This window comes from Candidatus Viridilinea mediisalina, assembly GCF_002532535.1.
Classification (GTDB): domain Bacteria; phylum Chloroflexota; class Chloroflexia; order Chloroflexales; family Chloroflexaceae; genus Viridilinea; species Viridilinea mediisalina.
The window spans coordinates 52,390-65,619 of sequence record NZ_NQWI01000002.1; the positions used below are offsets into that span (position 1 = coordinate 52,390).

Genomic DNA, 13,230 nt, shown 5'->3' on the forward strand with positions numbered 1-13,230 from the left:
ATTGTAGATTGTAGATTGTAGATTGTAGATTGCAGAGGGAAACAGAGATTTCTGTTCCCCTGTTCCCCTGTTCTCTGTTCCCCTGTTCCCCTGTTCCCCTGTTCTCTGTTCCCCTGTTCTCTGTTCCCCTGTTCCCCTGTTCCCCTGTTCTCTGTTCTCTGTTCCCCTGTTCTCTGTTCCCCTGTTCTCTGTTCCCCTGTTCTTCTCTGCTCCCCTGTTCTCTGTTCCCCTGTTCTTCTCTGCTCCCCTGTTCTTCTCTGCCTCTGTTTGTGGTACCATGACGCAATGACATCTGTTCATGCACCGAGGTGGTTCATGGTCTTTGCCGGTTTCTCGACCGATACGCTGGTGAGCCTGCCGCCTGAGTTGTTCAGCGAGGTGATCCCCAATATCACCTTGCCGAGTGAACTTAAGGTGACCTTGCATATCTTCTATCGCCTGAGCCGCCAGCGGGCAACGCCGCGCCGCCTTTGTTGGGACGATTTGGCCCAAGATCGGATCCTGCGGCGCTCGTTGCGGAGCATTAGTAAACTGCGCCCTTTTGAGGATCTCTTGGCGGAAGGCTTGGAGGCGGCAGTGCGCCGTCGTACCCTGTTGCACCTAGCCGTTCCTACCGATGGACGAATCAATAATTGGTACCTTGTCAATACCACCGCGAATCGTGCTTGGGCTGAACAGATCGCTGCTGCCCAAGTCTTCCTGACGCCAGTTCACGAGGTGCTGGAACGGCCCTCACTGTTGCGTCTCTATGAGCAGAATATTGGTCTCGTGACCCCGATGTTGATTGATGAACTGCGTGAGGCTGAAGAGCGCTACCCCCGTGCCTGGATCGAGGATGCCATGCGCGAGGCGGTACGGGCCAATGCGCGTTCGTGGCGCTATGTACGCAGAGTCTTGGAGAGGTGGGCTGCCGATGGACGAAACGATGCGCCCGATCAGGCCGGACGACCTATCGATATTGACAAATATACCAGCGGCCAGTTCGGCGGACTCTTCCGTCGTGGCAGCGACGATAGCGACCTCGAATGAGCCCGCTGAAGTCTGTAGTCGTTGTAAAGGCGTAGGCTACTACTTGCTCGATGTTCCCTTTGGCCATGCCGATTTTGGTCAGTTGATTACATGCCGCTGTCGTGCCTTTGAGAAGCAACAACAACGCCGTCAACGCCTTGTGGAGATGAGTAACCTTGGCCCTTTTCAGGGCAAAACCTTTGACAATTTTGATACGAGCATCAAGGGGGTGAGCCGCGCTTTTGCGCGCGCACGGCAGTTTGCCCAACAGCCTGAGGGTTGGCTCGTGCTGATGGGCAACTATGGCTGTGGCAAAACCCACCTCGCCGCCGCGATTGCCAACGATGTGTTACAAAACCACTACATTAGTGTCCTCTTTGCCGTTGTGCCTGATCTGCTCGATCACCTGCGTGGTACCTTTGGCCCAAGTAGCGAAGTTGCTTACGATGAACGCTTTGAGCAGATCCGTGGGGCCCATCTGCTCATTCTGGACGACTTTGGTACCGAGAATGCGACCCCCTGGGCGCGTGAAAAGGTCTATCAGATTTTTAACCATCGGTACAACTATCGCCTGCCAACCGTTATTACCAGTAATCGTGATCCGAAGGAGATTGATCAACGCATCTTCTCACGCATGAGTGACCGTGAACTTTGTGATGAGATTACCATCATTGATGCGGGGGATTATCGCATGCGGCTGCCCAACCAACGGTTTACCCAATCAAAACAGGAAGCAAAACGGCGCGCCCCTCGGCGTGAACGGCATAGTGGTTAGGGATGCGTTGGTGCTACACTACGGTTTGCGCTGACGCGAGGCCCGCACGTCTTCGCCTCATGCATCCTCGCAAGATGCTACTATGGAGTAAATACGAACCATGCAACAACACTTTCTCTCGGTGGCCGATCTCACCCGCGCTGAAGCGGAAGCGCTGCTGGAGCGGGCCGCAAGCCTCAAGGCAGAATGGCGTGCAGGTGGCACTGGGCTGCATGCACAATGGCCGCTACGGGGCAAAACGCTGGCGCTCGTCTTTGAGAAGCCTTCGTTACGCACGCGGGTTGCCTTTGAAGCGGGCATGACCCAACTTGGCGGCAATGGTTCCTATCTGTCGGCCAATGATATTGATATGGGCGGGCGCGAGAGTGTGCCCGATGTCGCGCGCAACCTGAGCCGTTGGGTGCAAGCCATTGCCGCCCGTGTCTTTAAGCATGGTACTGTAGAGACCTTGGCGCGCCATGCGAACATTCCGATCATCAATGCCCTTTCGGATCGTGAGCATCCCTGTCAGGCCTTGGCTGATTGTTTGACCCTGCGTGAACAGTTTGGGCACTTGCAGGGCTTGCGTTTAGCCTATATGGGCGATGGCAACAATGTCTGCCACTCGTTGATGCTGCTCGGTGGCATCCTGGGGGTGAGTGTATCCGTGGCCTGCCCGCCTGACTATCGCCCCGATGCGGAAATTTTGGCCCATGCCCAACACCTGGCCGCCGCGAGTGGTGCAACGATCCAGGTGACCGCAAATCCAATTGAGGCTGCACGCGGGGCCAATGCGATCTATACTGATGTGTGGACTTCCATGGGCCAAGAGCACGAAGCCGCCCGACGGCGGCCCGTCTTTCAACCCTATCAAGTCAATGCGGCCCTTATGGCCCAAGCAGATGCCAATGTTCGTTTTATGCACTGTTTACCGGTGCATCGTGAAGAAGAGGTGACCACCGAGATCATTGATGGCCCCCAATCGGTGGTTTTTGATCAAGCCGAGAATCGTTTGCATGTACAAAAGGCGCTGATTCTCACCCTGTTAGGTCTGTAGTAGTTCCATACACCGCATAGCAAGATCCCCAAACCTATGGCTGGCAACCGCGCAATCTTTGATCGAGCCCTAGAGCAGAGCCGCGAAGCGGCTCGCCAACGACGATGGGACGAGTCGCTGAAATTGGCTGTCCGCGCCCTGCAAGAGTTTCCGCAGGATAGCGATGCACGTATGAATGTGGCGGTCGCGCTCTTTCATACCGAGAAGCTCGATCGGGCGCTGCAAGTCTTTGAGGAGTTGCGGGCAGAAGATCAGAATAACCCCCTATTCCTCAATTATATCGCTCAGGCCCAAGCCAAACAGGGCAATCGCAAGGCAGTAGATAGCTACCGTCTGTTGGCGGATATGCATGTGGCCCAGCGCCGCCCAATGCAGGCGGTGGAGGCGCTACGTGCGCTGCTCAAGTTGCATCCTGAAGCCGATGATCAGCGCAAACGCCTGGCCAAGCTCTTTGAGGATGCCGGCGCAGTGCGTGAGGCTGCGGGGGAACATCTGGTACTCGCACAGCGTCAGTTGCAGGCACGCCAGCTTGATCAGGCCGCCGAAGCGGCTGAGGTGGCTCTGCGCCTCGATCCTAATAGCCGCGAGGCCAAAGATCTGATTGTGACCATCCGTGAGGCGATGGCCCGCGCTGCCGGTTTTGGTGAACAGCCTAGCGAAGCGCAGGCCGCTGCTGCCGCCCCTGAGCCACGGGTCAATCTGAGCGGTATGACCGGGGCACTCCGTTCGCAACAGTTCGCCTTGGAGAAGTTTGTCGAACAGGCCCAAAAAGCTCAAGAGGCGGGCGATGTTGAAGAGGCAGCAAAACTCTATGAACAGGCGGTTGAAGGTGGCCTCGAACGGGCCGATGTGCTCTATTCGCTGGGCTTGATCTATCAAGAACGGGGCGATCTGCGCCAAGCGGCCAGTGTGCTCAACCGCGCTACCTCCGATCCAGAGTACGCCCTCTCCGTCCACTTTGCGCTTGGCCAGATTTACCATGATCTGGGTCAGTTGCCCCAGGCCGCCCAGGAGTTTGAACAGACGATCCGCTTGGTTGATCTGGAGACAATTGGGCGCAATGAGGCCGATGATCTGATCCAGATGTATGAGAATGCGGCGACGATCTATGAGCAGATTGGTGATATTGCCCGTGCTGCCGCGCTCTATGGTACCTTGGCGAGTTTCTTAGACAGCAAGCGTTGGGGCCGCGAACGCGCTGGGGAGTTTAAGAGCCGCTCCAAAGAACTGTCTGATCGCAACATGTTCGCCAAGTTGCGCACCATGGGCACAGGTGCCTTGACCATGCCTGAAGAACCGACTACCCAGCCGGTTGATGAGGCGCCCGCTACCTCGGAAGTTTGGGGTAAAATTCGCCCCATTACCGACTTCCTGCGTGGCGGTAAGCCCGATACCAGTTCCTCGTTTGATAGTAAACCCGCTGCGCCGCCTATTCCTGAGCCGATGATTCTGCTTGAGAGTATGCCGAGCAGTGAGGCGGCAGGCGTGGCCCCCGCTATTCCGCTCGATACCACCGGCCTCAGTGAAGAATTGGCTGGCTGGGTGCGGCTCAGTGGCAATTACCTGGATCAAGGCTTGACTGAGGCGGCCCTCGATGCATGCCATGAAGTAATTCGGCTCGATGTAGACTATCTGCCCATCCATTTGCGTATGGGTGAGGTCTTTGAGCGTCAAGGACGCTCCGAAGATGCCTTGGCTAAGTATCAACTGCTGATTGACACCTTCCGCGTGCGTGGTAAGCCTGAAGAGGCGATTGATGTCTACTTGCGCTTCATTGAACTCTCGCCCGATACCTTCAATGCCCGCTCGCGCTTGGCTGAGTTGCTGCGGAACGCCGGACGGATCGAAGAAGCGGTAACCCAAATGCTCCAAGTTGCGGCAACTTACCAACGCCTCGGCCAGTCTAACAAGGCACTTGAAGAGTTCCGCCGTCTCTTACAGTGGTCACCGAAGAACCGTGATGTCCATGCCCAGTATGGTTTGGCCCTGCTGAAACTGGAACGCTACGAGGCCGCCTTGGCCGAGTTCCGCCGCGCCTTGGAACTGGGCGATCCCAACAATCCGATTGCCGTCGCCCGGCTCAATATGACCCTCGCGCTGCTGGCCGAGCAACCTGTGGCGATTTGGGATTCGCTGGCCTCGCTGCTCGAGTTGCTCAAACAGCAGCCTCACGAGTTGGGGCCGGTGCAGGCGGAGTATCGGAGCGCCCTCCTTACCTCTGATGCGCCGATTTTGCACTACATTTTGGCCGTTATCCAGCAGCACGCCGGGCAGCATAGTTCGGCCCTATTGAGTCTTGAGCAGGCTGAGGCGTTAGTGAATGATGAAGCAGACCTGCTCCTTCCTGCGGTCTTGATCTACCAAGCTACTGCCGATAGCCATATTGCCCTGGGCCACGCTGAAGAGGCGCTCGAATATTTGCGCCGTGGGCAAGCCGCAGCGAGCCGCAAGGTGCCCGATCCGGGCGTGCGCCATGCCTTTGCCGTCCCCCTGAACAAGGGTGACTTTGTGCGGCGTATGGCTGAAGCCTATGCCGCCACCGACGACATTGATGGAGCCGAGCAAGCCCTCTTGGAGGCACGTCAGCTTTTGCCCTACGACCGTGCGATCTACACCAAGCTGGCCGATGTCTACTTCCGCCAAGGAAAACTGAGTGAGGCGTTGGCACAACTTGAGGATCTGGCTGGTCACTATGAAGAGCGTCAGCAGCTTGATCGCGCCATCGAGATGTTCGAGTATGCGCTGAAATTGGCACCCAACCATATCGCCATCAGCAGCCGCCTCGCCCGCATGCAGTTGCGCCGTGGCTACCTCGATAAGGGCGTAGAAGGGCTCGTGCGCGCCTCGGAACTGCAAAAGAAGGCGGGCCAACTCAAAGATGCGGTCGCTTCGCTCCAAGAGGCCGCCCAAGTCCATTGGACGCTCAGTGACCACGAGAAGGCGCGTCAAATGTACGATAAGATTGTCCAGATTGCGCCCAACGATATTGATGCGCGCCAATGGCTCTCGCTAATGTATACGCTCATGGGCCGTTCATCGGAGGCGGTTGAAGAGAAGAAGCAGATTGCACGCATCTTTGCCAAGCAGCGCGACTACGATAACGCTATTGCTGAGTTACACCAGGTGATTGGCCTCAACCAGCGCGATCTCGATGCCTACTACATGCTTGGCGATATGCTCATGCGCCGCGAGGAGTTTGCCCAGGCGGTGCAACTCTACCACCGCATGTTGAAGATGGAAGGGATTGAAGCGGAACGGGTGCAAGCCCTCTTGAGCGCCGCGAACCTCATGCTGCAACAGCGCCAAGGCGTGCGCCGAGAGTGAGCATGATATTGTAGATTGCAGATTGTAGATTGCAGATTGCCGAACATGGCGTCTCAATGGGCTTTCGCGTTCATCCATCTCTGTGGTCTCTGTGGTGAAAAACTCTGCGCCCTCTCCCTCTCTCTAGACCTGGAATCGCTTGTGAAAACAATCGTCCTACAGCGTACTATTGTCCTCCTCTGCGCCCTTGGGCTGCTGACAGCCTGTGGGCTTGCTGATCTTGCGCTCAATGCGCCTACCGCCACCCCAGAAGCAAGCACGACACCTATGACGGGGCAACTAGGCTCGCAGCCCGCCCCCGCGACCACACGCACCACCATTGCTGAGGCCGATGTTGAGGTAATCCAACGCCCCACCGCAAGCCCTCAGACGCGCTATGATGATCGCTATGAGCCTGATGATCGCCGTGAATTGGCTCAAACGATCCAGATTGGTGAGGTGCAAGCGCGAACCTTTAGCAATGAGTATGACGAAGATTGGGTGCGTGTTGATGTCCGAGATGAGTACATCTATCAGTTTGAAACCTTTGATCTTGAGGATGGTGCCGATACAATCCTTACGCTCTACGATGCAGAGGGCAACCAGGTAGCCTATAATGATGATTATGGAGGTCTTGCGTCACGGATCTACTACCAAGCAGAGCATACAACACAATTGTACCTCCAGATCACGGCCTATGCCCTTGCTGAACCTGGCTTGGGCTACAAGTTGCGCGTCTTCGAGTTGCTGCCGCCCGCCCCCGATGCCTATGAACCCGATGATCGCCAAGCGGATGCAAGCCTCATTACGGTTGGTGAAGTCCAAGCGCGTACCTTCCACCTGCCCAGCGATGAGGATTGGGTTGCGATTGATGTGATTGCTGGTGCGACCTATCGCTTTACCACGTTTGATCTCGATCCCGGTCTTGACACAATCCTCACGCTCTATGATCACCAAGGGAATGAGTTGGACTATAATGATGATTTCATCGGCTTGGCTTCGCAGATCATCCATCGTGCAAGCAATACCGAGCGCATCTACCTGCACGTCACGACCTATGTGCCCCCAGCACCGGGGGCGGTCTATCGGCTAGAGGTAGCGTTGGAACCGTAGTTGCACAAGGCTTGGGTGCTACACGCTGTATAACCAAGCAACTCTCGCTCATGTGTGCCTTTGTGGTGAACCATGGATCTTACCCGTATCTGGGCGCGGCTTAATCCGCTGACGTCCCCCTTTGCTATCCTCGATATCATCATTGTTGCCATTCTCTTCTACTGGCTGCTTGGTGTGATTCGCGGCACCCGTGCGGTACAATTGCTGCGCGGTGTTGGAATCCTGTTAGTTCTTGCGATCGTTCTGGGGGCCGTGGCTGGTGACCAGTTGACCACCTTGGGGTGGCTGCTCACAACGATCATTACACCAGCATTGATTGTCGGCGTACCGATCCTCTTCCAACCTGAATTGCGCCGGGCCCTCGAATCACTTGGGCGCTCGTCAGAACTGCTCAGTCGCCCCATGGCTGGGTTGAATCGCTCAGAAGTGATTACCACCATCAATACGATTGCCCGTACCACCCAGCAACTCTCGCAACAAGGGGTTGGTGCGCTGATCGTGATTGAACGCATGAGCCAGTTGCAGGAGTATGCTGATCGCGGGGTCATCCTCGACTCCCGCGTCTCGATGCCACTGCTCATGAACATTTTTTACCCCAATTCGCCGCTGCACGATATGGCGGTGATTGTGCGTGGCAACCGCATCCTTGCGGCAAATGTGGTGCTGCCCCTTAGTGAAGATGTCGCTGGGCCACGGCGCTACGGTACACGCCATCGTGCCGCGAAGGGCATTAGTGAACAGAGCGATGCCATTGCTGTGGTGGTCTCCGAAGAGACCGGGGCGATCTCGCTGATGCAGGATGGACGCATGGTTAGCTACCTCACCGAGGCACGCCTGCGGGTGATGTTGGCCGACCTGTTGCGTATTTCGCTGGAGGAAGCAGCCGCTAAGTGAGTCCCCGATGAAAAGTTTGCGTGCCTCCCTCTTGCGCTTGACTCTTGCCTTTGGTCTGAGCTTCGCACTGTGGGCCTTCGTTTCGTTTAGTCAAAACCCTGATGAGAATGTTACCTTTCCTGAGATGCCCCTCCAAGTTGTGGGCCTCGATGATGATCTGGTGATTGTTGATACGAGTGGTGTGCCTAATCAGGTCTTTCCCACCATTGATGTGACTCTGCGTACTGATCAGCGGCAATTGGCGAGCTTGCGCCGCGTTGATCTGCGCGTGGTGGCCAATCTGAGTGGCTTGGGTCCCGGTGAACATATGGTGCCGATTAATGTTGAGGCGACCCGCAGTAATGTTGCGATCAATGTGGCCCCTGGTGGCGTTGCACCGGCCCAGGTGCCCGTGCGCCTCGAACAGTTGAGCAGCGCAGAGGTGGCGATCAGTGTAGAAATCCAGGGGAATATCCCCTTTAGCTTTGAACGAGGTGAGCCCCGGGTGAGTTCTGGGGGCCAGCCCATCCACATGGTGCGCGTCTATGGCCCGATCAGTCGCGTTATGCTCGTTGAAGAGGTGCGTGCCTTGGTCAATGTTGAACAACTGCGCGCCACCTATGTGGCGCCGTTGGCGCTCACGCCTCTGGATGGGGCGGGCCAGCCCGTGGAGGGTGTGCGCGTTGAGCCTGGTACGGTGACCGTGCAGGTGCCAATCAATCCAGTCGTGGGTCTCAAGTTGGTGCCGGTTGAACCACAGATTATTGGTCTGCCCGCACCCGGCTTTGAGATTCGCTCAGTGCAGGTAAATCCGCCTCTGATAACCTTGGCCGGTAGCTCAGGGCCGCTTGATGCGGTTGATCTGCTCACCACAACCAGCCTTGATCTGAGTGGCGCACGCCAAGACCTGAGTGCCAGCTTGGCCCTCGAATTTCCCGATGGTACCTCGCCTCGCGCTGGAGAACCCGACCATGTGACCGTCACGGTGCAGATTGCCCCCATCGAACGCCCCTTCCAGATCGGGTTACCCACCCAAGTTCAACTCGTCGGGGTTGCCCCTGGTCTGATCGCGAACTTCAATCCAGTGGTGATCAACCTCACGGTCACCGGCAGTAGCACGGCGCTCAACGAACTCGCCGAGAATCCGATCAGTGCCGTAGTAGACCTAAGCGGGCTCGGGCCGGGCTTCTACAGCCTAACGCCTGAGGTGGAACTGCCCGCTGGAATTCGTCTGACCACTGATCTCCCAAGTATTGATGTAACCCTCCGCGCCCCAGCGACGGCAACACCGCAGCCAGTGGAGGAGCAGCCAACCGTGCCGCCCCCGCCCCCGGATGCCACCCCCGAACCGACCCTAGAGCCTCTGCCTGAACCAACTCCGGTGGCCCCAAGTCCCGAACCAGAACCCGAACCTGTACCTGAAGTAACGCCAACAGTGGTACCATGAGAAGTATAGTGTATAGTCCTTCAGATAAAGAATGGTGAAAGGGGAGGGGTTCGGGGAGGGCGAAGCCCTCCCCGAAAACCCTTCCCACGATCCTAGAGGTTCCAGAAACATTATCTGAGAAACTGTCTGAAAAGGGCCCTAGTGTCGTTCCACACGATGTGGCACATGCTGGAGTGCCGGCTTTAGCCGGCTAAAGCCGGCACTCCAACGCCAGCACATGGACTTTTCAGACAACCTCTGAAAGACTATAGTAGGAAGCATGCAGTAGGCAGTAGAACAAGGTTCCCCATGGCTCATCTTACACTCAGGGATCGCGCTCGTGGCGCACTGATCGGCTTGGCGGCGGGCGATGCTCTTGGTACGACGCTGGAATTTACTGGGCCGCTGAATCCCTTTATGCCCCAAGTAACCCAGATTGTGGGCGGTGGCCCCTTTGCTTTGCCCCCCGGCGGTTGGACCGATGATACGAGCATGGCTATCTGTTTGGCTCAGAGTTTGGTGGCTATGCGCGATTGTGTTGCGCGCGACCAGATGGATCGCTATTTGCGCTGGTGGCAACAGGGCGAAAACTCGGTGCTGGGTCACTGTTTTGATATTGGAAATACCACCCGCGATGCGCTCTATCGCTACCAGACGACGGGCGATCCTATGGCGGGCGATCCGAATCCCAATACAGCCGGGAATGGCTCGTTGATGCGGATGGTTCCGGTGGTGCTTGCTGCTTCACATGAGGCGCAAGCGATCGCATGGGCTGCACTCCAATCATGTACAACCCACGCTGCCCCAGCGGCGGTGGATGCATGCCGCTTCTATGCCCGCCTGATCTGGCGAGCCATGGCAGGCGCGAGCAAGGATGCGTTGACTGATCCCGCCCTGGGTGCCGATCTCGATCTTATGCCCTTAGTTGCAAGTATAGCCCAGGGTAGCTATCGTCAGAAGCAGCCCCCCGCAATTCGCGGGACTGGCTATGTGGTGGATGCACTCGAAGCGGCCCTCTGGGCCTTCTATACCAGCGAAAGTTTTGTAGCCGGTGCGATCCTCGCGGTCAATCTCGGCCAAGATGCCGATACCACCGGGGCGATCTATGGGCAACTTGCAGGAGCCTACTATGGTCTGCCCGCGATTCCCCAAGATTGGCAAGCGACTGTTTTGTGGGCCGATACGATCCTAGCCTTGGCCGATGCGCTCTTGGAACTCCGTGGAGAGATACAGAGTTGAGTGAACCACAGAGGCACAGAGGACACAGAGGTATGGAGAGTTTCAGGTATGTGGCACATCCTGATGCTGCAAACACCTGTGTTCTGTCTCCTCTTGGAGAGATACAGAGTGATTGAACCACAGAGGCACAGAGGGCACAGAGGTATGGAGAGTTTCAGGTATGTGGCACATCCTGACACGACAAACACCCATATTCTGTTTCCCCATCCCTACATCCTCCACCTCTCTGTGCTCTCTGTGCCTCTGTGGTTCAAACCTCTTGTAACCTCGTTTCCTCTCCCCCCCACCAAAACCGTATCTTTTTGCCCCCAGCAGCGGTAGATCTAGTAGAGGTGCTACACTCCGCTGATCTCATGGGGGCTTTTCTATGGTTGACGATCTATCGGCTGGGCCGCGCCGTACCCGACGGCGTGGCCCGACGTTGTTGCTGCTGCTGGGGTTGTTGGTCGCTGGATTGGTATTGAGTGGGCAGAGCAGCCCAACACGCTGGTTGGTCGCTTTGGGGCTTGATCCGGTGGCCTTGGGTTTGGTCGAGCGACCACGCCCGGCGGCGGTGAGCGGTGATGGGCGCATTACGCTCTTCTTCACCACGCCCGATCTGGTCTATCCCGATCAGCCCAAGCGCCGCATTGCGCCTGCGGCTGAACGGGCGCTCTTGGCCGATCTGGCGGCGGCACGCCATACGATTGAATTGGCGAGTTTTGAGTATAACCTTATGAGCCTCGCCCAAGCCCTGGCCCAAGCCCAGACCCGTGGCGTCCAGGTGCGCCTGGCGCTTGACCGCGATAATCTGGTTGATCCGCGGAAGGCTAAATGGGCCGGTAGCGTTGAGGATGCCGGTGTGACCATCAGTTGGCAGCAGGGCAGTAGCTTTCAGCATAGCAAGTTTGTGATCATTGACCAGCGGGTGGTCTGGACCGGCTCGTGGAATGTGACCAACAACGATACCTACCGCAACAACAACAATCTGCTGCGTATCCATGATCCAGCCATTGTCGCCAATTATCGTGCCGAATTTGAACGAATGGCTGCCGGGCGTTTTGGGGGTATGAAGAGTGGCCCAACGCCCTATTCGCCCACACATATCGGGCGTGTTACCATCGAGACCTACTTTTCGCCCCATGAGCCGGTGCGGCCCCACATTGTGCGCCTGCTCAGCCAAGCCCAAGAGCGGATTGAGGTGATGGCCTTCGCCTTCACCGATGATGAGATTGGGGCCGCCTTGGTCGAGCGCCACCACGCTGGAGTCCGTGTGCGCGTCGTCTTCGAGCGACGCAACGCCCGTGGCGTCGGCTCAGAGTTCCCGCTGCTGCAAGCCGAAGGGGTAGACATTCTTCACGATGGCAATTGCTACACCATGCACCATAAGGTGATCATCATTGATCAACGCATTGTCATTACAGGTTCTTACAATTTTACCGCTCGGGCTGAATCGATCAATGATGAGAATACGTTGATCATCTACGATCCAGTGTTGGCTGCTGCCTATAGCGAGGAGTTTGCGCGGGTCTATGCCCAGGCGCAGCGCCCCCCTCGCTGCCAGTGATCCCAAGGATGACCAGTTCATAGCCGTTTCAGCCAGCTTCTTCGCATTGACGCAACAGGCACCAGAAGGTATCATCTTGGTACATAGGTACGCAAACGCTTGAGGGGGCAGTCTATGGCAGCACCTTACTTTTCAAATTGGTCAAGGGCACAAGCTAGAGCCGCCCCGCCGGGGCGGCTCTACCGGCTGGCATATTAGGAGTAGCCACTAAGAAGTAAGTACCTCATGGGCGCTGCTTTTGCGCCGTGCTTGGAGGATTTCAATCGGGATGAAGGTGATCGGTTGGGTTGCACCGCCAATGGTACGGAAGGCGCGCGTATGCTCGCTGCACCAGTCGGTGCCGTCAATCAAGTAGGCATAGTAGTAGGTGCCGCCTGGCTTGAGGATCAGGCTCGCTTCCCAATACTGCTCACCCCGGTGCATGGGGGTGGCGCGGGTATTCCATTCGTTGAAGTCGCCGACTAGGTAGATGCTGTCGGCCCAGATACTAGTACTTAGGCGAAAGGTGGCAAGTACCTGCCCATCGCCGGTGAATTGTTGTGTGATCACAGGGTACCTCCTTAGCGGCTAACGCCAGGCCCGGCTCCTGGTGGTATGTCAGGTGTGGCGAAGTGCTTGCGCCAGGATGCTACCTGGTATCATGCAAGGGAGCCTTGTGAATAGCGTAGCATAGTAACCGCCGCATGTCTCTGCGTACCATCACGGATTGCGTATCGGTGTTACTACGGGTTGCGTACCTAGCTATCTGGCTTGCTAGTGAGGAATTGCGCTAAACTACTCAGTAGGTCTACGGGTTTTGTGGTAAGGGAAGGATACAGAAAACAGGAAATAGGAAATAGGAAATAGGGCTGAGGCAATCTACAATCTGCAATCTACAATCTGCAATCTGCAATCTACAATCTACAATCTGC

The 13,230-nt window shown here is 56.7% G+C and carries 10 protein-coding genes; 9 read left to right on the forward strand and 1 reads right to left on the reverse strand.

What is annotated here, in order from left to right; genetic code table 11:
- The first annotated feature begins 315 nt into the window (after positions 1-315).
- From CJ255_RS00875 to CJ255_RS00915, 9 genes are all read left to right on the forward strand, one after another.
- Positions 316-1,029 (forward strand): DnaD domain-containing protein, encoded by a 714-nt coding sequence (locus tag CJ255_RS00875; protein ID WP_097642202.1) that lies wholly within the window; start codon positions 316-318, stop codon positions 1,027-1,029.
- Complete coding sequence (locus CJ255_RS00880; protein ID WP_245863092.1) at positions 1,001-1,783, forward strand: ATP-binding protein; 783 nt, start codon at positions 1,001-1,003, stop codon at positions 1,781-1,783. The genes CJ255_RS00875 and CJ255_RS00880 overlap by 29 nt, the downstream gene beginning before the upstream one ends.
- A 100-nt stretch (positions 1,784-1,883) precedes the next feature.
- Positions 1,884-2,819: an ornithine carbamoyltransferase gene (gene argF, locus CJ255_RS00885; protein ID WP_097642203.1), complete on the forward strand. Its 936-nt coding sequence runs from the start codon at positions 1,884-1,886 to the stop codon at positions 2,817-2,819.
- A 36-nt stretch (positions 2,820-2,855) separates the two neighbouring features.
- Positions 2,856-6,143: a tetratricopeptide repeat protein gene (locus CJ255_RS00890; RefSeq protein WP_097642204.1), complete on the forward strand. Its 3,288-nt coding sequence runs from the start codon at positions 2,856-2,858 to the stop codon at positions 6,141-6,143.
- Positions 6,144-6,284: 141 nt separating this feature from the next.
- A complete protein-coding gene (locus CJ255_RS00895) occupies positions 6,285-7,235 on the forward strand; it encodes a hypothetical protein (protein ID WP_097642205.1) in 951 nt (316 codons plus the stop codon).
- Positions 7,236-7,307: 72 nt separating this feature from the next.
- Positions 7,308-8,129 (forward strand): diadenylate cyclase CdaA, encoded by an 822-nt coding sequence (cdaA, locus tag CJ255_RS00900; RefSeq protein WP_097642206.1) that lies wholly within the window; start codon positions 7,308-7,310, stop codon positions 8,127-8,129.
- A gap of 7 nt (positions 8,130-8,136) precedes the next feature.
- The gene (locus tag CJ255_RS24595) at positions 8,137-9,555 is read left to right on the forward strand and encodes a CdaR family protein (protein ID WP_097642207.1); all 1,419 of its coding nucleotides are present in this window, start codon (positions 8,137-8,139) and stop codon (positions 9,553-9,555) included.
- Between the two features lie 288 nt (positions 9,556-9,843).
- Positions 9,844-10,773 (forward strand): ADP-ribosylglycohydrolase family protein, encoded by a 930-nt coding sequence (locus tag CJ255_RS00910; RefSeq protein WP_097642208.1) that lies wholly within the window; start codon positions 9,844-9,846, stop codon positions 10,771-10,773.
- Positions 10,774-11,140: 367 nt separating this feature from the next.
- Positions 11,141-12,319 (forward strand): phospholipase D-like domain-containing protein, encoded by a 1,179-nt coding sequence (locus tag CJ255_RS00915; protein ID WP_097642209.1) that lies wholly within the window; start codon positions 11,141-11,143, stop codon positions 12,317-12,319.
- Between the two features lie 207 nt (positions 12,320-12,526).
- Here the strand turns inward: CJ255_RS00915 and CJ255_RS00920 are convergent, their stop codons facing one another.
- Positions 12,527-12,868 carry an isoamylase early set domain-containing protein gene (locus CJ255_RS00920; protein WP_097642210.1) on the reverse strand — a complete coding sequence of 114 codons (342 nt, stop codon included), beginning with the start codon at positions 12,866-12,868 and terminating at the stop codon, positions 12,527-12,529.
- Between the last annotated feature and the right edge of the window lie 362 nt (positions 12,869-13,230).

Excerpts from the sequence above, each read along its gene's own strand:
- CJ255_RS00875 (WP_097642202.1), top strand. The coding sequence starts at position 316 with ATGGTCTTTGCCGGTTTCTCGACCGATACGCTGGTGAGCCTGCCGCCT.
- argF (WP_097642203.1), top strand. The coding sequence starts at position 1,884 with ATGCAACAACACTTTCTCTCGGTGGCCGATCTCACCCGCGCTGAAGCG.
- CJ255_RS00890 (WP_097642204.1), top strand. The coding sequence starts at position 2,856 with ATGGCTGGCAACCGCGCAATCTTTGATCGAGCCCTAGAGCAGAGCCGC.
- cdaA (WP_097642206.1), top strand. The coding sequence starts at position 7,308 with ATGGATCTTACCCGTATCTGGGCGCGGCTTAATCCGCTGACGTCCCCC.
- CJ255_RS24595 (WP_097642207.1), top strand. The coding sequence starts at position 8,137 with ATGAAAAGTTTGCGTGCCTCCCTCTTGCGCTTGACTCTTGCCTTTGGT.
- CJ255_RS00910 (WP_097642208.1), top strand. The coding sequence starts at position 9,844 with ATGGCTCATCTTACACTCAGGGATCGCGCTCGTGGCGCACTGATCGGC.
- CJ255_RS00915 (WP_097642209.1), top strand. The coding sequence starts at position 11,141 with ATGGTTGACGATCTATCGGCTGGGCCGCGCCGTACCCGACGGCGTGGC.